Here is a 21,770-nt window from a genome sequence, read left to right on the forward strand (position 1 = left end):
GCGGCAGGCGGTCGATGACCTCGGTTGGGAACTGCCCGTTCGACGGGCAGCGGAACATTTAAATTAGCATGCAAAGCGTTGGCTGCGAAGAGGGCGGCGGCGGTTATCTCTGGCGCCCGATTCCGCGCCTGTCCCGGCGCCTGCGAGTTTCAGCGCCTGCCTGCGGCGAGCTGATATTTTCCCGCGTGGCGCCGCCGCTCTCCACGGCCAAACTCCACAATGATCAGGCCTCCGGTGTGACCACCAGCTCGCTCTCGCGGTCCAGCAGATAGCGCGTCAGCAATCCTACCGGGCGGCCGCTGGCGCCTTTCTGCTTGCCGCTGTCCCAGCCGGTGCCGGCGATATCGAGATGCGCCCACGGATACTTGTCGGCGAAGCGTGACAGGAAGCAGGCGGCGGTAATGCTGCCGGCCGGACGCCCGCCGATGTTGGCGAGATCGGCGAAGTTGGAGTCCAGCTGCTGCTGGTAGTCGTCCCACAGCGGCATGTGCCAGGCGCGATCCCAGGAGGACTCACCCGCTTCGAGCAGGTCCAGCGCGAGGTCGTCGTCATTGGAGAACAGGCCGCTGGCATGATCGCCCAGCGCGATGACGCAAGCGCCGGTGAGGGTGGCGATATCGACGACGCTGGCCGGTTCGAAGCGCTCGGCGTAGGTCAGCGCGTCGCACAGCACCAGGCGACCTTCGGCGTCGGTGTTGAGAATCTCGACGGTCAGCCCCTTGAGCGTGGTGACGATATCGCCCGGCTTGATGGCGCGACCATCCGGCATGTTCTCGGCGCTGGCGACGATCGCGATCACGTTGAGCTTCGGCTTCAGTGCGATCACGCTTTTCATGGTGCCGAAGACGCTGGCGGCACCGCACATGTCGAACTTCATCTCGTCCATGCCGGCACCCGGCTTGAGCGAAATGCCGCCGGTATCGAAGGTGATGCCCTTGCCGACCAGAACGTGTGGCGACTCCTCGGCGTCGTCGGCACCCTGGTACTTCATCACGATCAGCTTGGAGGGTTCCGCACTGCCGCGACCCACGGCCAGCAATGAATGGGCACCAAGGGCTTCCAACGCGGCTTCGTCGAGAATTTCGACTGCCAGCGAGCCGGCGGATTCCGCGGCCAGCGTCTCGGCCTGATTGGCGAGGTACGTCGGGGTACAGATATTGCCGGGCAGATTGCCCAGGGTACGGGCCAGATTGATACCGTCGCCCAGCGCGGCGCCGATGCTCGCGCCTGCCTTGGCATTGTCGGCCTGCCCCGGTTCGCTCACTAGCAGTTCGATCCTGCTAAGCTGCGGTGACGGTGCCGAGGTCGACTTGCACTGAGTAAAGCGATAGACCGCGCGAGTCGCGGATTCCAAGGTCATCTGTGCATTCCAGGCGGTGTCGCGATCTTCGACTTCGGCATCGGCAAACGCTACCGCAGCGCTGTCGACCGGCAGCTTGGCCAGCGCGGTGAAGGCGGCATCGAGTGCCTTGCGCAGTGCGCCTTCGTTGAAGGCGTCGCGTTTGCCCAGGCCGACCAGCAGCAGCCGTTCGGTGGCGAGACCCGGCGCAAACGGAATGAGCTGAACATTGGCGAGCTCCGGGGTGAAATCGCCGCGCTCGACGAGTTGCGCGATCAAGCGTTCGCTGGCGTCATCCAGCTTGGCGACGGCGGGCAGCAGGTCGCCATCCTCAAACAGCGGTACGACCAGACAGGCTGTTTCGACCTTGGCTGGATTGACGGTCAGTACGGAAAATTCCATGACATCTCCACACGACAGAGGCTTCATCCACACCACCGACATCTCACGAAGAGACAAGGGCGAGCGGTTTCTGGATAATGCTGGCACGTCGCCAGCCTCGAACGTTTCTCAGTGTACGCAAAGCGGTGCCGTATTGCATGGACCGGCAACCGGCGTCGATAGGAAGACAGGCCAGCAAGGAAGCCATTTCGGGAGACACTTTTGATTATTTTTCGTTATCTGACTCGCGAGATACTCACCACCATGGCCGCCGTTGCCGGCGTGCTGCTATTGGTGATCATGGGCAACCGCTTCATCAGCTACTTTACCGATGTGGCGCAAGGGGACTTTCCCGCCAGGCTGCTCGGCACCTTGATGCTGTATCAGTTGCCGAACTTCATGCAGTTACTGCTGCCGCTGGCATTCTTTCTGGCTATCCTGCTGGCATACGGGCAGCTCTATCTCAACAGCGAAATCACCGTGCTGGCGGCCTGTGGCGTCAGCCCGCGCAAGCTGTTGCATGTGGCATTATGGCCCGCCGCGGTCGTGGCCCTGCTGGTAGGTGTCTGCAGTCTATGGTTGACACCGGCCGGCCTGGTGCATAACGAGAGCATGCTGGATGATCAAAAGCAGAACGCCGATTTCAGTACACTGACGCCCGGACGTTTCCAGGAGCTTGGCGATCGTACGGCATACACCGAGTCGCTCGGCGACGACGCCAGCCGCATGCAGGACCTGTTCATCGCCGAACAGGAGGAGCAGGCCAACGGCCCGCCGAGACAGGTCATCACGCGTGCTCGTAGCGGTTATCAGGCGACCGACCCGGAGACGGGCAGCCGTTATCTGGTTCTCAAGAACGGTTACCGTTACAGCGTCGTGCCGGGTAGTGCGGCGAGTGACCGCCTGCAGTTCGAGACCTATGCCATTCGCCTCGCCGGCGCCGCTACGACGCCGCAATACGACGACGTCGAACTATTATCCACGCCCTCCCTGCTTGCCAGTGACGATCCGGAGGCCCGCGGGGCGCTTCAGTGGCGCGCCAGCCTGCCCTTGATGGTACTGATCCTGACCCTGATCGCGCTTCCGCTGTCACGCGCCAATCCACGCCACGGACGTTTTGCCAAGCTGCTGCCGTCGATCTTCCTGTATATCTGCTACATGAGCCTGCTGCTGGCGGCACAGAGCGCCATCGCCAGGGGGCAGTTGTCGGCGACGCTGGGGGTATGGCCGATCCATGTCGCTTTTCTCGCGTTCGGTTTATGGCTGAACCGAGGCCGACGTCCACGCAGGAGACGTGTCCTATGAACCTTATCGACCGCTACACTGCGCGAAACGTGCTTGCCGCGATGTTGGTCGTTCAGGTCCTTCTGATGGGGCTGGATCTGGTGATCAACTACATTTCCGGGCTCGATGACGTGGAAAACCATTACGGTGCTTTCGAGGTGCTGTTGTACACCCTCATGCGGCTGCCGTGGCGCTTTTATCAATACGCACCGGTGGGTGTCCTGCTCGGCGGGTTGATCGGGCTGGGTGCGATGGCATCGAATAACGAGCTGACCGCGATGCGCGCGGCGGGATGGTCGCTGGCACGCATCATCTGGGCGGTGATGAAGCCGCTCGGAGTGGTGATCCTGCTGACCATGGCGGTCGGCGAATACGTTGCACCGAGTACCGAGCAGTATGCCAAGTCATGGCGGGCGGAACAGCGCCAGGGGGATAATGGCCTGGCTGAACAGGACGGCGGCTGGCAGCGTGAAGGCAACGATTTCTACCGATTCGCCTCGATGCGCTCCGATAATACCGTGATCGGCGTCCTACGCTACCATTTTGACGGCCAACGCCTGGAGAGTGCCCTGCATGCCGAGCGCGCCGTGCCGATGAAAGGCGGATGGCAGTTGCAGAACGTACAGGAGACCCATTTCGAGCCAGACCGTACCGTAACCGACACCTATGCCAGCGAGCCCTGGCGGACATCGCTCGATCCGAAACTACTCAAGCAGATCATCACCGACCAGGACAGTCAGTCGATCGCCGATCTGTGGCGCTATGGCCGCTATCTCAATGCTCAGGGCACCGACGCCACCGATACTTGGCTGTATTTCTGGCAGAAGCTGCTGCAGCCGCTGGTGCTGGCAGGGCTGATGCTGGTCGCCGTCTCGTTCGTGTTCGGACCGCTCAGAAGCGCTGCCGCCGGCACGCGGGTGTTCTATGGCACCCTCGTCGGTTTGTCGTTCAAATACCTGCAGGACCTGCTCGGCCCGGCCTCGACGATCTTCGGCTTCTCGCCGATCTGGGTGGTACTGACGCCCACGCTGGCCTGTTTCCTGCTTGGCTGTTTCCTGCTCAGGCGGGCAGGTTAACTCGCTTTTTCTTCATGTCCTTCCGTGATCCCTCAGCGGGGAATCGTCATAAGCTGATGATTTCCCGCTGAACGGTTATCTCTTGTGCCATGCAACCCCCTGTGCGGCTGCCCTCAGGGCGGCGTGCTTGTGCCCGTCGGTAGCTGTATATTAAGGAAACATTAAGGCGTTACTGATCCGGCGAAGAGTCGATGGAATGATAACGGGTGCAAGGCGAGAGGGGGCTCGGTGGCCCCGGCCGCAGTTTTTGACTGCACGCAGCGACGGACCGGTGGCATTTTCCGATTCGGGATGGCGCTGGTGGCTTATCGAAGGGCATGCAGCGCTACCGGCCCGGACGATCGATCATTATTTCCGTACCGGAGATTCGTCCGGCATTACGCTATTACGTGAGAAAGCGGCGAAATCGCGTCGCTTCTATCGTATCGCGCCGACGACCCTGCCGGATTCACCGCACTATTTTGCCAAGCAGATGACATTGCCGCCGCGCAAGCGCCTGGGCGCACTGCTGGGCCGCAGCAACCCTTTGGTAGGGTATAGCCATGGCACGGCGGAACTGTCACACAACCTGGCCTTGAACGAGCAGACGGCGCACGGTGTCAGGGCCTTTGCCTTTGGCGAATATTTCCGTGGTGGCCTGCCTGTTCAGCAGGTACTGCTACAGGAATATCTGGTGGATTGGCAGCCGTTCGATGCTGTCTGGAAATTGCATGAAGATAATGCAACGCTGCGTAGGACGTTGCTGTTACAGTTTTTCGACATGCTTGTATCGCTGCGCGATACCGGTATCAGTCATCTCGATCTCCACCCCGGCAATGTCATGGTTTCACCTGATCTACAGGCTCCCCTGCGGGCGATCGATTGCGGGCAGATGAGCATGGAAGCCGACCCTGCCATCTCGGCGGCGCTGCACCTGGGCGTGTTTCTGCATGAGCTCAACGGCAAGCGTGCCTCGCCGGCACCTGAGCTCGAGGATGGCGCTTGCAGGCTGCTGTACGGGCTTGTGGGCGCCGAAGCCGGTTTTGCCACCGCCGAACGGCTGTTACCGCTGCTGGTGCGCCACTCGACCAAAAAGCCGTTCTCAAGACGCCGGTTGCTGCGGCACAAGCCGGATAAGCTCAAGCTCGACGCCGTCGAGAAGCAACTGCATAAACTGTCACAGCGCCGCCGTCTGCCAGCGCCTGCCGCTCATGCGCCCGGCATCGCCAGTAGACAGGAACAGCGACTGATTGCCTCCCTCGATGACATGGTGACCGCGATGCGCTGATTGAGCGTAGTCAGGCGGCGGGTTTGAACAGGCCCTTGAGCGTCTTGGATAGCTGCTTGATCGGGCGGCGTTCGTTGATGACCACGATGAACACCTTGCGGTAATATCCCGGCGGACAGCTGATCTCACGCACGCCGTGCCAGGAGTTGCCGCGGCGGGTGAACAGCAGGCTGTAGTTGCCCATCGCATGCGACTCGGTCGCGCTGTCGAAATCCTCGAATGCCGGCGCGCTTTTGCTATCGAAGCGACCGCCGTCATCGAGCACCACGGTCTGCCCGCCCCATTCCGGCTGCCAGTCGTCTTCGGTATTGAAGTAGAAGATATGTGAGCCCAGCTTTTCGCGGGCATCGCAGTGCGGCGAGACCGAGCAGCTGGCCGGCGTATAGTGCCAGTGAAAGCGCAGGTTGAAGGCGCGCGTGCCGAGCATGCGCGCCATGAACTGTCGATAGTCCGGGCCGGTCAGCTCTTGCATGAACGCTTGCCAGTGCGGCGAGAGTTCAAGCCCCGGCGAATACTCCAACGCCAGACGGTCATGGGGCTGCTGACCGTGACGACGCTGCTTGCCGAAGACTTTCTCGAATCGCTCGGCGGCGGGCAGGGTTTCACGCAGCGCCGCGTAACCTTCATCGGTCAGCAGGCCCGCCGGATTGGCCCACGGGTAGGGATGCTGCTGCTGGAACGCCTTGGCATCCATGCGCGCCAGCGCCTCGAAATCCAGATAGCGCATGATGTGCTCCTTCCCTTATCAATTAACGCGAAAAACCTCGTACTTCTAGTGCGAGGATGGATGGGGCCGCCCAGGTAGCGTGGGACGCGAAGCGTCCCCTATTCCGGCCTTGTCTGCTGCTCAATGTATTGCTTGACGACACTCAGCGGCGCTCCGCCGACGCTTCCCGCAAAATAGCTGGGACTCCACAACGCATTTTTCCTGTAGGCGGGCTGTACCAATTCGGGGTGCAACAGCTTCATCCGCCTGCTCGAAACACCCTTCAGGCTGTTCACCAGCTTTGAGATCGCCACCTTGGGTGGGAAATTGACCAGCAAGTGAACATGATCGGTTTCGCCATTGAATTGCTTTAGTTCGGCCTCGAAGTCCTGGCATACCCGCTTGAACAGGCTTTCAAGGGAATGGAGATGCGCATCATTGAATACCTTGCCACGATATTTAGTCACAAAGACCAAGTGGGCGTGCATCTCAAAAACGCAGTGCCTGCCAGTTCTGATTGAGTTGATTTTGTCCATAGACCCAGTATACTCAAAGCCATGAAGCAGACCAAGACATTAAAAGTTCGCGTGAAAGACAAGCACGCCGCCCAGCTTAACCGCATGGCGCGCAGCGTGAACTTCGTCTGGAACTACCTCAACGAACTGAGTTTACGCGCCATCCGTGAGCGCGGTCTGTTTCTGTCGGCCTACGATCTACATCCGTATACCAAGGACGCAGGCAAGGAACTTGGCCTGCATAGTCAGACGCTGCAGTGTATCGCCGCCGAATACGTCACCCGTCGCAAGCAGTTCAAGAAGTCTCGACTTAATTGGCGCAAGTCGCGTGGCGTGCATCGCTCCCTCGGCTGGATACCGGTCAATACCGGCGCGGCCAAGTGGAAGAACGGTCAGGTATTCCACAACGGCAGCTACTTCAAGGTGTGGGATAGCTACGGTTTGTCCAACTACAAGTTCCGCTCGGCATCCTTCAATGAAGACGCTCGCGGGCGTTGGTATTTCAACGTGGTGGTTGATGCCGAGGTTAAGCCATCAACTGGACAAGGCTCGGTAGGCATCGACCTTGGGTTGAAAGACGTGGCGACCTGTAGCGATGGCGCAAAGCTGGAAAATGGGCGTTTCTATCGCGGCATGGAAGACAAGCTGGCAATAGCTCAACGCAGCCGTAACAAGAAACGCACCCGCGCCATTCACGCCAAGATTGCCAATCGCCGCAAGAATGCCTTGCACAAGTTCTCTCGCCGTCTGGTCAACCAGTACGGTGAAATCATCGTGGGCGATGTCAGCTCACAGAAACTCGCCAAGACCAAAATGGCCAAGTCCGTGCTCGATGCCGGGTGGGGCCAGTTGGAGACGATGCTGGAATATAAATGCGCTCACGCAGGCATCGTGTTCAAGGTAGTTGGCGAGCGGAACACCACCCGCACCTGTTCGGCTTGCGGCTCGCTCAGCGGGCCACAAGGCGTCAACGGGTTGCGAATAAGAGACTGGGAGTGCGTGGAATGTGGTGTGCTCCACGACCGGGACGTAAATGCGGCTCGGAATATCCTCAGTCTCGCGGCGGGGCATCGCCGTCCAGAAGTGGGAATCCCCGGGCTAAAGCCCGGGGAGGATGTCAAGCCTCGTCAATGAGCAGGTTGCATATCCTGCCGTAACAGCGATGGTGTTGTCGCGCTCACGTTGGCATCAAGATGCCGCTGGACGCGGCGTTCGCAAGCGGCGCCACAGCGCTGCAGGTACGCGTCTGGCCAGCGGCGAACGCATCAGGTGCAGATATGCCCCTGTTCCGAGCTGGCGGCGTGCATGCCAGCACAGCTCTACCCAGCGCTCGGTCATGACCCGTGACAGCGCCTCAGGCACATAACGTTGACTGCGCCGATTGGCGGCGTCGAGCTGGGCCAGCCACTGTTCGGCCCAGGCCAGATAGTCCTTGTTCAGCGCGGCGCCGAGCTTCTTCGGACGCGCCAGCGCGTAGTGGCGATCGAGGTCTTCTTCGCCTGGCGTGATACCCATCTCGATCAGCGCACGTCGGCAGATTTCACGCTTGCGCTCGCGCCCCAACGCATCGGTCTGCTTGGTGAAACGGCCGCCATGCTCGCGGCCACAGACCAGCACGTCGGCGAGATTGGCCATGCGCTGCGTCCGTGACAGGCGCTGATGCAGCTCGTAGTCCTGGCAGCGCGGAAAAGTCTCGCAATAGCCATGCTCGCGCAGAATGGCGGTACGCGCCATGATCGTGCGGTTGGTCAGCGCGCAGTAGAACGCCAGGCTGGCGGCGACGTCATCGGCCGCTAACGGCTGGCGGCGGACACGATTGATTCGCTGGCCGTCGGCATCCATGAAATCGCAGGCACTGCCGATCTGAGCCAGGTCGGAATGACGATCCAGCGTTTCGACCTGACGGGCGAGCCGGTTCGGCCAGGAGATGTCATCGCTGTCGAGCAGGGCGATATATTCGCCGCGCGCCAGCTCGAGGCCGCGATTGCGGGTGGCCGGGATGCCCAGGTTACGCGGGTTGCTTTCCACACGCAGGCGCGGGTCCTGATAGCCCGCCAGCACATCGAGAGTCGCGTCGGTCGAGCCATCGTCGACGATCAACAGTTCGAAGTCCTCGAATGTTTGCGCCAGGATGCTGTCGACGGCAGTCGTTATATAGTGCTGACGGTTATGCACCGGAATGAAGACCGTCACGCGCGGCGTTGTGGCCATGCTTATCGTGTCCCTGGCGCAGCAGCGAATACCATAATGTTCATGAGGGCTCCGTCAGTTCCGGTTCTATCCATCATTGTCATCTGTCACTCGCGTGGCCCTTGGCACTGACTCGCTCGCGCCAGTAATGCTCGCCGGCGCGTTCGCGAATTCTCTCTACCGTAGCACTCACCTCGTCGGAGACTGCGATGCGCTGACGGCGTGGGGCGGTGCTTTTCGACGCATCGCTCGATCCATTGCGGACATCCTCAACCAGATTGCGCATGGCGAGCACATTGTGCAGGCGCTCGGCGTTGCGCGGTGCGGATATCAGACCCAGGCAGAAGGCGCGATCGTACAGCCGACCTTTCCAGTCCTGCTGGCGATGGGTGCCGCGGGTGCCGGTCTCGCGCGTGCGCCCATGCATGAACGCTTCAAGCCGGTGGCCCAGACGGCTTCGTGACTTCGCTGGTGTAGCGAGCGGAAAGACATGCACCGGCCGGCCGGTACGAATGGCTTCGGCCTGCATCGATACACTGTCGCCGGAAACGATGAATTCATCGCAGAGCGCCAGGTAGGCGCGGTAAGGATTATCGGCGCCGTTGTCACTGTGCCAGGCATAACAATAGCTGGGGACTTCGATGCCGGCAAAGAAGGCCTCTGCCACGTCAGGCGCTGTACGCGGGCCGGTGGCGATCAGCAGCGAACCCCCGCGGGCTCTGGCCAGACGACAGGCGGCCTCGGCCATTGAACGGGCGACCTCGGCATCGAACTGCTGCGTCGTTGTGGCGCCGCCGATCAGCACGCCGATATGCGGCCGGGGCAGATCATCGAAGCGACCTTTCCACTGCGCTGCAGTCTCCTCGAGCGCGGCATTATCATTGGCGTTGAGCGGCAGCATGTTGTGGACGATATTGTCTCGTGCCGGCAGGCCATACTGAGGCGTAGTGATGATCAGATCGAACCAGTCCAGCGGTGCGCGCGGCCGGCCGAGACAAATCAGCTGCGTGCGGCCTCCCGACTGTTGCTTGACCCAGCGCGCAGCGCTGACGCTGCGCCGGCCGGCGCTCAGGATCATATCCGGCCAGGGTGGCTCGAGGCGGTCGGAATTGGCCAGGTCTACGCTGGCCAGCGAGGGACTGCTGAACAGCGCAGGTCTCGGCGCAGACGGTTTGAAGCTCAGCCGTTTCTCCTCGCTCGGCCAGCCCAGGCGCTGCGCGAGTAGCCGCAGCTGGGCATTATCGCCGTGATGCTGGCCCAGCAATAACCACACCCGCGGTACCCGACCATGGCCATCGCGCGCGCCGGTCAGCCCGGATTGCACGCATTCCCGCTCGCTGGTGCCTTCGCGCTGAATATCGAGATGCCAGACGAGATCGGGATGGGCGCGGCTGATCCGGCGCAGCTGTTCGCGCCACCAGTGGGTGCGATAGAACGGCAGATCATCGACACGTCGCGTATCGGGAAGACGCACGCCCACATAGAGCATGTAGCGAGCACGCTGCGCCAATTCCGCCATGAACCAGGGGATGTCCTCGGCGGGAAGATGTTCGAGCACGCCCGTCACTGCGGCGCCGTCAAAGACGCTGTCCTCCGGGGCATCGCGCTCGGGGGGCCAGACCTGAGTGGCCTCGATGTTCAGCGGCGCTGGCATTGCGGCCTGCCGGGCGGGCCGACACCATAGTAGAGAAGTGACGCGACACTCGCTCGCCAGCGTCGCGGCTTGGAGACTGCTGGTTATTGGTGTGTCGGTATCAGGGCGTGTCTCGAGCGCGCGCAGCGCCTGGTCGAACCACGGGCTTGGCGTCTGGCGTGAAAAGGGCCCATAGTTGTGAGCGTCCGCTTCCCGCTCCAGGCTGTGCCACAGATCGCCCAGCGCATTGGGGTGATAGGAGTAGACGCGCGGCGTCGGCTGCCAGGGCTGCTGATGCAGCGCCGTATAGTGCAGCACGTGGGTCCGACCATGCTCATACTCTTCGTCGCGCGCATTCCAGTGACCGTCGAGTTCGCCCCACAGGCCGGGCTGCTCCGCCGGCGTGTGGGTCAACGCCTTCTTGTCGGCATGCCGGGCCTGCTCGAGATTCCACCATTGCGCCATGCGCGCGCAATCCATCACCATGACCGAAGTGTCCCGGGGCGAGATGGCGAGGTAGCCATGGTCGGCCATGGGCAGATCGAACAGTTGGGCGGGATCGGTGAAGTAGATCTGATCGACATCGTTGTAGATGGCGCGGCCCTCGCGCCCGGCGAAATCGGGAATCGCGAAGCGGTAGTTGGTGAAGCCGGTGCGCCATTGGCTGCGATCGAAACCGGCAATATCCTTCATCAGATAGATGCGATATTCGCGTGCAGGATCGCGTACGCGTTCGACCGAATAGAAGAACACACGCTGGGCGCGTATCTGAGCCTTCTCGGTGCCCAGAAAGATGCGTACGGGCGGGCGCGGCGGCGACGGTTCGGATGTCAATGCCGGCAATACTACACAGTGGGGCTGATGCGGCGTATCGGCGCGCTCGACCCGGATCGGCCGGGCGGCGATGGATAAGATATCCTCGTTGAGGGATGAAGCGTTGCTGGTCACCGGAAAACCCCCTTCACTGGGCGCACCTGAAACGATTTATTGGCATGCTACAACACGATAGGTTAAAAAACAGCGATTGCGCTGATTCGAACATGAGCCCGAATTCCGAATGCCAGAACACCCGCTACCAAGGATTGCCCTGCTATTGCCCTCGCTTGCCGCTGGCGGTGTCGGCCGTTCACTACTTCATCTGGCCGAAGCTTTTCACGCTGCCGGCCATCCGGTGGACCTGGTGCTGTGTCGCGCCGAAGGCCCCTATTTGTCGGCGGTGCCGGCGGGCGTCAATATCGTGACCCTGCGGCAGCAGAACGGCCTGGCCGCACAACTGCAACTCGCCAAACTGGACCCCGGTGGCCTCATGGCGCTGGCTCGGCCCGCGCTGCTGACGCGGCGCCCGGCCCCCGTCCAACCCTATCTGGCCGATCTGGCCCGTTATCTGGCCGATATGCGCCCGGCAGCGCTGCTCGCTGCCAAGACGCCCACCAATCTGTTGGCGCTATGGGCGCGGCGCTTGAGTGGCGCACCCACCCGCATCGTGATCAGCGAGCGCACCCAGCTTTCCCAATCTATCACGCTCAGCCGCAAGTGGCGCTGGCGTCATATCGCGCCGCTGGTTGCACGCACCTATCCATGGGCCGATGCGATTGCCGCGGTTTCCGATGGCGTCGCCGATGATCTGGCCGTTACCACCGGGTTGCCTCGCGCCATCATCGATACCGTCTACAATCCGGTGGTCACGCCGGAACTGGCCGTTCGCGCCGCCGAATCTGCGCCACATCCGTGGCTGGATGACGGTGGAACGCCGGTGATCGTTGCAGCGGGAAGATTCGTGCCGCAGAAGAATTTCCCGCTTCTGTTGCGCGCCTTCGCCCGGCTGCGTGAGCGGCGGCCGGCACGGCTGCTGATCATCGGTGAGGGCCGGGAACGGCCGCGGCTGCAAGCGCAGGTCGAGGCGCTGGGCATCGGCGACGATGTCGCGCTCCCCGGCTTCACCGAAAATCCCTACGCGGCATTTTCCCGGGCCGCCCTGTTCGTGCTCTCTTCCGATTACGAAGGGCTGGGAAATGCACTGATCGAAGCGCTTGCCTGCGGCTGCCCGGTCGTGAGTACCGATTGCCCCAGCGGCCCGGCGGAGATTCTGGATGGTGGTCGCTATGGCGAACTGGTGCCAGTGAACGATACCGAGGCGTTGGCCGCAGCCATGATACGCACGCTCGATGCCCCGCTGCCGACGGATATGCTGCGCCGCCGTGGCGCCGCTTTTAGCCTGCAGCGCAGTGCCGGACGCTACCTCGATCTATTGTTGCCGGGGCGTTCAGGTTCAGCGTATGCCGCAGGTGGTCCGCACACCGGAATAGCCTCAGCCTCTATGAACAACTCGAATTCGGTTCACCACGGACGTGACAACCTATGAAACTTAGCGACAACACCTCTGGCTTTTTGCGAGGGAAATGTTTTTCCAACGATCTGGTTGCGACGTTCGACCTGGAACCGGCAGATCACGAGTATCGATCGCGTTTCGATGTGCTCACCGAACGGGTGGCCGACAAGCAAGTCATTCACGTGGGATGTGTTGATCACGGCTCGGCCGGCATCCGTAAGAAAATGCAGCGCGGCAGATGGCTGCACCAGGCGCTCGACCAAGCGGCCACACGCTGTTTCGGCGTGGATATAGATGCAGAAGGTATCCACTACATGCGCGAGACGCTGGGCTACAGTGACGTGGCTGCGGCGAACATCTTGGCCTTTGGCGGGAGCTCTTTCGGGCCAGTGTGCAGGAGTTGCAGATAATGTTGTGCCGAACGGTCAACGCTGAACGCGCTGGCCCGTGAGCGCATGTACTCCGCCGGTTGCGGTGTATCCAGCTGTCTGATCATGGCATCTGCCAGTGCTTCTACATCGCCTACCGGAACCAGTGGACCATATTGGCCGCCAGCAAGGATTTCGTTGGGGCCATGGGGGCAGTCGGTACTGACCACCGGGCATCCACAGGCCATGGCTTCGATCAGTACATTGGACAGACCTTCATGGATCGAGGAAAGCACGAAGAGATTGGCTCGACTCATCCAGACGTAGGGATCTTGTATCCATCCCGGTAAAAGTACAGATTCGCTAACCCCCAAGCTTCGTGCTTCACGTTCGATTTCTGCCCGCTGCTCACCTTCACCGATAATGATTAATCGTGCACTACGCCGCTCACCGACACGGGCAAAGGCCCGCAACAAGGTCATAAAATCCTTCTGCGCCACCAGTCTGCCGGCACCGAGAATCACCGGGATCATCCGTTCGTCATCCAGCCATGGATGGGGTGATGGCATCCGGTGGACATTGGCAAATAACGATTCATCATAGATCGGATTGTAGATGGTCTGAACGAGGTCGGAGGGGAGTCGCGCATGGTGCACGAGCTCCTCGCTGATAGCCTGGCTGACCCCGACCACGGCATGGGCACGTTGGTAAGAGTGATGAATAACAGCCTTTAGAAGGCGATGTCGACGCCATGAGCGGCCAAGTTTGAGTCGTTCGGAGAAGGCGTTGTGTTCGCTTAGTACTATGCGAATGGAGCGGCCTACCCAGCGCTGCGCCCATATAGCCAAGATATTGGAATAAGTATTGATCACCAGCAATGAGTGAATCGGGGTGCGCTCAAGATATTCACCAAGCGCTGGTAAATAAGGCATCAGTCGTTTAAATCTTGGCGTCGGCAGGAGAAGCGGTGGAAGAGTAGTGAAAAGCGTCCGCCATTCATTACGCATTATCTGCCAGTAGGCCCTTGATCTCGTAGAGGGTATAAGCTCTACCAGCTTTACGTTCTCAGGAATATGGGAACGATAGGGGCCACTGGTATCGGTGACGATCAGCTCTACGGTATGGCCGCGCTCACTGAAGGCCCTGGCCAATGTCAGCGCTACCCGCTCTCCGCCTCCTGCATCGAGTGAACGCATGAATATCGCGATGCGCTCCTGCCCCGTATTCTGGCTGGACATATGATGCGAGGAGGGTGGAGTAGGGATTGTCATGGCGTCATTCCATGCTCAACGTGAATCGATGGATGATCGGGCAACAGAATCTCAAGAAATTCATTGGCGCTGCGTTCTAAGCTGAACATATTAGCACGCTGCATCAACAATTGGGATGGCAGAGGAGCTGCAAGCGTATCCAGCATGGGCACTGTCCAGGCGCAACAGGATCGGCGAAGCGGTGAGCGTTCGGGCACGAGGCAACACGCGCTTGAGCGTTTCCAGAAAGCCGTTATTGGCGTGCTGGCTACCGGGGCGTAACTCACAACCCATACACCAGCCTTCCTGGCCCAGGTACGCGGCAATGGGCGCATAGCCGTTGTAGCCCTTGTCGGTGTAGCTGACACCTTCCTGGCTCGTCTGGCTGTTGTCCATGGGGAAGCCATCGATATCCAGAGCCACATGGCCCATGCCCCGCGGGGAAACCGGAGCTTGCACGGACTTCGAAAACTCGGAACTGGCATCGTCCAGCAAGGGTGTCAGCGCCTTGGCATCTTCATCAAAGCGTTGCCGCAACCGGGCCGATGACGGCGACTGCTTGATGCCCATGGCGGACTTGAAGAACGGATCGATCCGCACTGGCGCCGCCGCCTCGAAGTCGCTTTTGCCCAGCGTGATCAGGCCCAGGTAGGTCCGGATCCGCTCGATGTTCGGAATGCCGTGGCGTTTGGCCACGGTGCGCGCGGTTTGGGTCAATGACGTGTGTCGATTCAGGCAATGGCCTACCAGGGCCAGTCCGCCATGGGGTGTGTAGACTTCGGTCTTGGATTGCTGGAGAGTGAAGGTGCGCATGGGCCAATGCACTGACTGGGTGAATGGATGTCAGGTGCTGTTATACCGTCCGAAGCCTTGTCGTTGCAGGCTTGAGCGGCAATTCGAGCCGTGCGAAGTCACGGATTCAGGAAGTTGGTTATCCCGGCCCTTTGGATCGTCCGTGGCAATCCACTTGTGGAATTCTCTCTGTAGCTTCCCTGCTCCGGAAGCCGGCCCTACAATGCCAACATCGACGTGTAGGCTTTCTGCCAGTCGCCATCTGTCATGCTGGTGATTGTTCAAAAGCGAGACTCCGCCAATGAGCAGGCCGGCATAGGGGCGATCATCTTTGATGAGCGCTTCGACCTCGATATCTTCCGCTGTATAAACCTGTTGCCCTAATCGGTAAGCCACAACCTCCAGGCTGCTTGCCGGCCATCCCGGAAGCGCCTCTGCGAAATGTCGGGCCCAGTGCCCGTCAACAGGTTCAAAAAAAAGCCCAGACTGCCTCGATGCCGTTGGTGTAGTGGCGATCGCCACCAGCAGAGAATGCATCGTTTTCCACTTTCAGAGAGAGCAGGCCCTCAGCGGAAACCGTTGTGGCGAGAGCGCCGAGCAATAGACCCCAGCACCATTGAGTCGTCATATATTCGAGCCTCACTATAGAATGTCTGGCCAAGGACCGGTTGGGCCTGCCAAGTTAGGTGCCCCTGGCCTCAAGGAAGAGGGCTCCTTCCGGCACTTCCACCTGGGGCAAACGGGGGCGACCTAGGGGCTGTTGACGTTTCAGCGCGAACCGCGTTGCTGCGCCAAATGGCGCCAGGCCAGGCGCGGGATGCAGAAAAGGGTGGTTCCCTTTTCCAATCCCGCAACGCCGCATGGCGCCATTTGCCGCGCAACCCGAAGGGCCGGGCCAGTTTTTGCACAGTGCTGCGTTATTCGTCGCTCATTTGGAATGACCACAAAAACGCCTGGAGCGTTTTTGCGCGTCAGCCCCGAAGGGGTGAAGTACAGGGATGTACTGAACAAATCACACTCCTCACGCCTTGCCCCGCACAAAAACTGGCTCCGGCGCGGCCGTGCATGAAACGTCAACAGCCCCTAACGATCAGTGTGCCCCCAGCCGGCATCTCCGAACGCCGCCGCCGGATCGTCGTCACGCCAGCACTTGGCCAGTAAGCGCTGACCGTTGATATGGTCGGCTGCCGGGGAAGCCAGCCACAGCAGCGGCGCGACCACGACTTGCGGGTCGAGCAGCTGTGCACGGAAGTGTTCATCCAGGTCCTGCGGAATCATGCCGGTCAGCGTCGCGCCGCCCGGCAGCAGCGCATTAACGGTGACGCCGGTGCCCTCGAGATCATGTGCCCAGATCACGGTCTCCGATTCCAGCGCCGCCTTCGATGGTCCATACGGCGAAAAGCCCCGTCGCCGCATGGTTTCGTGGTTCATCGACATATTGACGATGCGGCCCCAACCGGCGGCACGCATATGCGGTACCGCTGCGCGCGCCATTAGGAAGGGCCCGTTGACGTTGGTCTCTATAACCATGCGCCAAGTCTCGGGAGTCACCTCCCAGAAGTGAGTGGGCTCGGTGAGAAAACGCTCGCTGACGTACTTCATGCCGCGGCCGGCATTGTTGACCAGGATGTCCAGCCTCTGCCAGCGCTCCAGCGCGCTGGCCACCACCCGCTCACAATCGGCCTCTTGGGTAACATCGGCGACCAGCGGCAGGACGCGCTCCTCGCCGCATTCGGCGCATGCCTCGACCGCCACCTGCTCGATCTCCGCCGATTCACGTGCCGCAGTGGCAACCACTCGTACCCCGGCTCGAGCTAGGCCGAGCGTCATTGCCCGACCCAGGCCGCGTCCGCCGCCGGTAACGATTGCCACGCGGCCATCGAGCGCAGCATCAGTCACGCCACTCATTTGTTCAACGCCTGCATCTGAGAGGCATCGTAGCGCTCGCCGGCAGCCGCACCCGGCGGCAGTATGCGGTCGATGCGTGCAAGATCCTCGGGGCTGAGCTGCACGTCCAGCGCCTTGATGTTTTCCTCGAGGCGCTCGCGCCGCTTGGTGCCGGGGATAGGCACGATGTCGTCTCCCTGCGCCAGCACCCAGGCCAGCGCCAGCTGCGCCGGGCTGCAAGCCTTCTCGGCCGCCATACGCTCGACCTCGGCAACCAGGTCCAGGTTCTTCCGGAAGTTCTCACCCTGGAAGCGCGGCGAGTGACGGCGAAAGTCATCCTCCGGCAGGTCCTCGAACCGCTTGATCTGCCCGGTCAAAAAGCCCCGTCCCAACGGGCTGTAGGCGACATAGCCGATGCCCAGCTCGCGCACCGTCGGCAGGACCCGGTCCTCCACGTCGCGGCTCCACAGCGAATACTCGGTCTGCAGCGCGCTGATCGGATGCACGGCATGCGCACGGCTCAGGGTCTCCGGGGCCGCTTCCGACATGCCCAGGTAGCGTACCTTGCCGGCCTTGACCAGTTCGGCCATGGCACCGATCGTTTCCTCGATCGGCACGTTGGGATCCACGCGGTGCTGGTAGTAGAGATCGATATGATCCACCCCCAAGCGCTTGAGCGAGGCATCGCAGGCCTGCCGCACGTAGTCGGCATCACCGCGGATACCGAGAAACTCGCCATTCTCGCCGCGTACGTTGGCGAACTTCGTGGCCAGCACGACCTGATCGCGGCGATCCCGTATCGCCCTGCCCACCAACTGCTCGTTGGTGAACGGGCCGTACATGTCGGCCGTGTCCAGCAGGCTGATGCCGAGGTCGAGCGCGCGGTGGATAGTGGCGATCGACTCGGCCTCATCCCTGTGCCCGTAGAACTCGGACATGCCCATGCAGCCCAGGCCCAGCGCGGAAACTTCGAGCCCCTCAGATCCCAGCTTTCGCGTCTTCATGAATGACTCCTCTCTCCGGTGCCTTCAAAAAGGCTACTTCTGTTTTCAAGCAGCTCTGTCATGCCTGAATCAGTGACTCCGCTCTCAATATACCCGCCAGAGCACCAGTTCGGCCAGACAATACGGGCAGATCAGAGCTGACGATGGCCTTGCCAACGGTCATGTTTTTTCTGTCGGACTCGGTTTCCGCCCGCCTCACAGGCTCACCAGCTCGCGCAACTCGGCGTCGGAGAACTCGGTGATCCACCGCTCGCCGTCGGCCACGGTGAGCTCGGCGAGTTCCTTCTTGGCCTGGATCATGGCGTCGATGCGTTCCTCGAAGGTGTTCTCGGTGATCAGGCGGTGTACCGTGACGTTGCGGCGCTGGCCGATGCGGTAGGCGCGGTCGGTGGCCTGCTGCTCTACCGCCGGGTTCCACCACAGATCGTAGTGAATGACCTGGCTGGCGGCGGTCAGGTTGAGCCCGGTGCCGCCGGCCTTGAGCGAGATCACCAGGGCGCGCTGGCCGCGGCCGTGCTGGAAGGCGGCGACCATGTCGTCGCGCTGCTTGCGGGTGCGCCCGCCGCGCAGAAAAGGCACCTCGATACCGAAGGCATTGCGCAGTGCCGCGACGAGCAGCTCGCCCATGTCGGTGTATTGAGTGAAGATCAGGGCCTTCTCGTCCGCCGCCTCGACCTCGCGCATGATGTCGACGAACGCCGCCAGCTTGCCGGAGGCCTCGATGTCGACCTGCCTCCGGCCCAGGTACTGGTCCGGGCTGTTGCAGATCTGCTTGAGAGCATTGAGCAGCTTGAAGATAAGCCCGCGGCGCGCGACGCTCTCCTCGCTGTTGGCCAACTCGTCCATGATCGTGTCGACGGTGTTCTGGTAGAGCGCAGCCTGGCGGGCGGTGAGCGCACAGTAACGGTTGGCCTCGATCTTATCGGGCAGGTCGGCGATGATCGACTTGTCGCTTTTCAAACGGCGCAGGATGAACGGCGCGGTGATGGCGCGGAATGTTTTCAGCGCGGCCTGGTCGCGCTCGCGCTCGATGGGTGTGGCGAGCGCCTCGGCGAAGCGTTTCTGGCTGCGCAAATAGCCGGGATTGATGAAGTCGAACACGCTCCAGTACTCGCGCAGCCGGTTCTCCACCGGCGTGCCGGACAGCGCGATCCTGATATCGGCTTTCAGGCGCTTGACCGTCTTGGTCTGGGCGGCTGCGGGATTCTTGATGGCCTGTGCCTCGTCGATTACCAGCGCGCCCCAGCGCGGCTTGGTCAGGGTTTTCGCGTCGCTGCGCACCAGGCCGTAGCTGGTCAGTACCACGTCGTGGGCGTCGGGATCGAGCTTGCGCTGCGTTCCGTGAAACACCTGTACCGTCAGCGCCGGCGCGAAGCGCTCGATCTCGCGGCGCCAGTTGGTCAACAGCGTCGTCGGCGCCACGATCAGTGCACAGGATCCGTTCAGCCGGCCCTGGGCCTTGAGATGGGCGAGCAGCGTGATCACCTGCAGCGTCTTGCCCAGGCCCATGTCGTCGGCCAGCAGCGAACCGAACCCCAGCCGGGCGTTGCCGGCCAGCCAGGCGAAGCCGCGCTGCTGGTACGGCCGCAGCTGGGCCTTGAGCGTCTCCGGTATCGCTGGCGGCGCCTCGGGCCGGATCAGCTGGTCGAACAGCGCCCGTGCGTCGTCCCGCAGGGCCACTTCGCCGCCGTCGAGCTCGCCGGCCAGCCCCGCCTGCAGCAATTCGGCGCGTGAGAGCTCGGCCGGCGGCGTGGCCAGCTTGTCGAGCAGTTGGCGTACCTCGCGTTCGTCGACCAGGACGTACTGATCCAGCACCCGCACCAACCCCGAGGCGTTGTCGACCAGACGCCGGAACGCATCGACCGGGATACGCTGATCGCCGATCGCCACCTGCCAATCGAAGTCCAGCAGCCGCTCGAGATTGAGATAGGACACCGGTGCCGCGTCGCCCGAGCGCGACAACGACAGGCTCGCCTGCGGCCGCGCCAGGTTGTGCAGCGCCTTGGGCAGGATCACGCCGATGCCGAGCATGCGCAGCGCCGGCAACACCTCGCGCAGGATGGGGGTGAAGGCATCCAGGGCGTAGACAAGCTCATGATTGGCCCTGCCCGCATCAGCGTGGCCATACAGGCGCTCTACATCCGGAAAATAATCGGCGAGCACCGCCAGATCGGCGAGCACCGCCGCCTTGGCCTGGCCGCCCTCGGCCCGGACGAGCCAGTCGGCGACGGGCTCGAAACCGTCGTCGCACTCGACGCTCAGCGCGACACTCAAGGCGTCGCCGCCACGCTCGCCGACCATCAGATGCAGCCGGTGCGCACGCTCGCCGAGGGTGAGCCGGCGCAGCCAATGGGCGATGAGCTGCGGTGTCTGCTGTGTTTCGAAGCGCTTGAAGTGCAGCGGCCGGCCGGCGAAGAACAGCCGCTTGACGGCATCATCGCCGTGCGCCTCTGCGGTGTTCTCGAAGCCCCTGCGCATGAACAGTCCCAGCAGCAGATGCAGCGCGGCCATGAGCTGCGTCGGCGCGTCGCCATGGGCATACTCGCGCCGCCCGCTTGTGATGCGAAGCTGCACGAGATCCGACGGACATAGCTCACACAGCCGCGCGAACAGGGCGTCGACGCTGGCGTCCAGCCGCGCCGGGCGCCACTGAATCAGCGTCTCGCCAGCATTGTTCTCGCCCGCCCAGGGCACGTAAGCACCCTGCTCGAGGAGCTTGAGCGCGAAGCGCAGCAGCACGCGCCACAGCAGCACGCTATGCGCCAGCCGCGGCTCGCGTTCGGCGGGCAGCGCATGCAGGCCGGCCAGGTAAGCCGCGAACGGATCGGCGTCATCTTGCTTGTGGCCCGCCGTGAACAGTCGCTTGCCATCGCCGCGCAGTTCGACGAGGGTCCCGCTGTCATCGATGACCGCGGTCAAGTCCACGATCTGCTCGGCCTCGAACCAGGGCGTATCGGCGCCTTTGTCGAAGGCGCGGGCGGCGCGGCGCGCGCGCTGATACTGGGTCGCCAGAATCGCGCGGAAATCCTTGGCATGGAACAGTGGCTGGGCGGACAGGATGGTGAAGATACGCGATTCGAGTGCCGGCACGCGGGAGAGGTCGATGCCGGTGAAGGCGTCGCTGTCCGGTGGCTCGGAACCGGCGATGGTGGATGCCTCGGACCAGCCCGCCGAAACCGCCGGCAGGGTCGCCAGCGCCGCCGGCCGGACTCCAGCGCGCGCCGCCAGCGCCCTGGGCAGATCCAGGCCGTGGAGCGCGAACACCAGGAAGGGGTCCTTGTCGATCTCGTTGGCGATCAGATAGATCACCGCCGCAATATGCTTGCAGGGCAGCGCGACATCGGGACAGGAGCAGCGCGCGGTCATGTCCTGCCAACTGCCCGGAAACAGCCGTATCCCGCGCTCTTCGAGCAGCGTCAGCACCGGCGCGGGGAGCTGGCGATTGAGCAGGCGCGAAAGCAATACCGGGCTGCTTTCCACCACCTCCAGTACGAACTGTCGCTGTGACTCGGAATACGACGTCAGCGCTACCTCGACCCGGTACGGCGAAGGCCGGCTACCCTTTACGTGCGCGGTGACCGCCGTATCGTCGATCGCAATCGAACGCACCGAGCCATTGCCCGCGTAGCGCCGGCCCCGAGGCAAGCGGTTGCTGAAATCGATGTCGTCGAGAGCGGCCAGCCACTGCTGGCCCCACCAGGTGCGTCCGAAATGCATCATCTTCCGTCCGGGAACAAGCATGTCCCGTT

17 protein-coding genes and 1 pseudogene are annotated in these 21,770 nt (G+C 62.0%); 6 read left to right on the forward strand and 12 right to left on the reverse strand.

All coding sequences use genetic code 11. The features are described 5' to 3' along the window. Positions 1–223: 223 nt before the first annotated feature. A complete protein-coding gene (locus DOM57_RS14855) occupies positions 224–1,741 on the reverse strand; it encodes a leucyl aminopeptidase (RefSeq protein ID WP_071229975.1) in 1,518 nt (505 codons plus the stop codon). A 201-nt stretch (positions 1,742–1,942) separates the two neighbouring features. Between DOM57_RS14855 and lptF the strand changes: the two genes are divergently transcribed. From lptF to DOM57_RS14870, 3 genes are all read left to right on the forward strand, one after another. Further along, positions 1,943–3,025, forward strand: coding sequence for an LPS export ABC transporter permease LptF (lptF, locus tag DOM57_RS14860; protein ID WP_110649975.1), 1,083 nt, complete (start codon positions 1,943–1,945; stop codon positions 3,023–3,025). Then, positions 3,022–4,080, forward strand: a complete 1,059-nt coding sequence (lptG, locus tag DOM57_RS14865; protein WP_110649976.1) for an LPS export ABC transporter permease LptG — start codon at positions 3,022–3,024, stop codon at positions 4,078–4,080. The genes lptF and lptG overlap by 4 nt, the downstream gene beginning before the upstream one ends. Positions 4,081–4,558: 478 nt before the next feature. Then, positions 4,559–5,347 (forward strand): protein kinase family protein, encoded by a 789-nt coding sequence (locus DOM57_RS14870; protein WP_204352982.1) that lies wholly within the window; start codon positions 4,559–4,561, stop codon positions 5,345–5,347. Positions 5,348–5,357: 10 nt separating this feature from the next. On the opposite strand, the gene DOM57_RS14875 is transcribed toward DOM57_RS14870, so the two are convergent. Both DOM57_RS14875 and tnpA read right to left on the reverse strand, forming a co-directional pair. Further along, positions 5,358–6,074, reverse strand: a complete 717-nt coding sequence (locus tag DOM57_RS14875; RefSeq protein ID WP_110649978.1) for a 2OG-Fe(II) oxygenase — start codon at positions 6,072–6,074, stop codon at positions 5,358–5,360. A gap of 98 nt (positions 6,075–6,172) precedes the next feature. Next, positions 6,173–6,589, reverse strand: coding sequence for an IS200/IS605 family transposase (gene tnpA, locus DOM57_RS14880; protein WP_110649979.1), 417 nt, complete (start codon positions 6,587–6,589; stop codon positions 6,173–6,175). A 21-nt stretch (positions 6,590–6,610) separates the two neighbouring features. Here tnpA and DOM57_RS22365 point away from each other — a divergent pair, with 21 nt between their 5' ends. Next, on the forward strand, positions 6,611–7,702 hold the full coding sequence (locus DOM57_RS22365) for an RNA-guided endonuclease InsQ/TnpB family protein (protein WP_110649980.1): 1,092 nt from the start codon (positions 6,611–6,613) through the stop codon (positions 7,700–7,702). 54 nt (positions 7,703–7,756) lie between these two features. Here the strand turns inward: DOM57_RS22365 and DOM57_RS14890 are convergent, their stop codons facing one another. Both DOM57_RS14890 and DOM57_RS14895 read right to left on the reverse strand, forming a co-directional pair. Further along, positions 7,757–8,779: a glycosyltransferase family 2 protein gene (locus DOM57_RS14890; RefSeq protein WP_110649981.1), complete on the reverse strand. Its 1,023-nt coding sequence runs from the start codon at positions 8,777–8,779 to the stop codon at positions 7,757–7,759. A gap of 79 nt (positions 8,780–8,858) precedes the next feature. Next, positions 8,859–11,339 carry an ELM1/GtrOC1 family putative glycosyltransferase gene (locus tag DOM57_RS14895; RefSeq protein ID WP_110649982.1) on the reverse strand — a complete coding sequence of 827 codons (2,481 nt, stop codon included), beginning with the start codon at positions 11,337–11,339 and terminating at the stop codon, positions 8,859–8,861. A 109-nt stretch (positions 11,340–11,448) separates the two neighbouring features. On the opposite strand from DOM57_RS14895, the gene DOM57_RS14900 reads away from it, so the two are divergent. After that, positions 11,449–12,753 carry a glycosyltransferase gene (locus tag DOM57_RS14900; protein ID WP_110649983.1) on the forward strand — a complete coding sequence of 435 codons (1,305 nt, stop codon included), beginning with the start codon at positions 11,449–11,451 and terminating at the stop codon, positions 12,751–12,753. After that, a complete protein-coding gene (locus DOM57_RS21845; RefSeq protein WP_162619558.1) occupies positions 12,750–13,130 on the forward strand; it encodes a hypothetical protein in 381 nt (126 codons plus the stop codon). The genes DOM57_RS14900 and DOM57_RS21845 overlap by 4 nt, the downstream gene beginning before the upstream one ends. Here the strand turns inward: DOM57_RS21845 and DOM57_RS14905 are convergent. The 7 genes and pseudogenes from DOM57_RS14905 to DOM57_RS14930 all read right to left on the reverse strand — a co-directional run bounded on the left by DOM57_RS14905 (position 13,052) and on the right by DOM57_RS14930 (position 21,762). Then, positions 13,052–14,359 carry a glycosyltransferase gene (locus DOM57_RS14905; RefSeq protein ID WP_110649984.1) on the reverse strand — a complete coding sequence of 436 codons (1,308 nt, stop codon included), beginning with the start codon at positions 14,357–14,359 and terminating at the stop codon, positions 13,052–13,054. The two genes, DOM57_RS21845 and DOM57_RS14905, sit on opposite strands and share 79 nt — an antisense overlap. Before the next feature lie 144 nt (positions 14,360–14,503). Further along, positions 14,504–15,151: pseudogene (locus DOM57_RS14910) on the reverse strand (transposase); the annotation flags it as partial. 30 nt (positions 15,152–15,181) lie between these two features. Next, entirely contained in the window at positions 15,182–15,667 is a 486-nt protein-coding gene (locus DOM57_RS14915) for a lipid A-modifier LpxR family protein (protein ID WP_204352983.1), read from the reverse strand. Then, on the reverse strand, positions 15,600–15,758 hold the full coding sequence (locus DOM57_RS22765; protein ID WP_373419400.1) for a lipid A-modifier LpxR family protein: 159 nt from the start codon (positions 15,756–15,758) through the stop codon (positions 15,600–15,602). Before DOM57_RS22765 ends, DOM57_RS14915 begins: the two co-directional genes overlap by 68 nt. Positions 15,759–16,213: 455 nt before the next feature. Continuing rightward, positions 16,214–17,038, reverse strand: a complete 825-nt coding sequence (locus tag DOM57_RS14920; protein WP_087718483.1) for an SDR family NAD(P)-dependent oxidoreductase — start codon at positions 17,036–17,038, stop codon at positions 16,214–16,216. Continuing rightward, positions 17,035–18,021 (reverse strand): aldo/keto reductase, encoded by a 987-nt coding sequence (locus DOM57_RS14925; protein WP_087718484.1) that lies wholly within the window; start codon positions 18,019–18,021, stop codon positions 17,035–17,037. The genes DOM57_RS14920 and DOM57_RS14925 overlap by 4 nt, the downstream gene beginning before the upstream one ends. Positions 18,022–18,216: 195 nt before the next feature. After that, a complete protein-coding gene (locus tag DOM57_RS14930) occupies positions 18,217–21,762 on the reverse strand; it encodes an SNF2-related protein (RefSeq protein ID WP_110649985.1) in 3,546 nt (1,181 codons plus the stop codon). Between the last annotated feature and the right edge of the window lie 8 nt (positions 21,763–21,770).

The organism is Salinicola peritrichatus (assembly GCF_003206715.1).
Classification (GTDB): domain Bacteria; phylum Pseudomonadota; class Gammaproteobacteria; order Pseudomonadales; family Halomonadaceae; genus Salinicola; species Salinicola peritrichatus.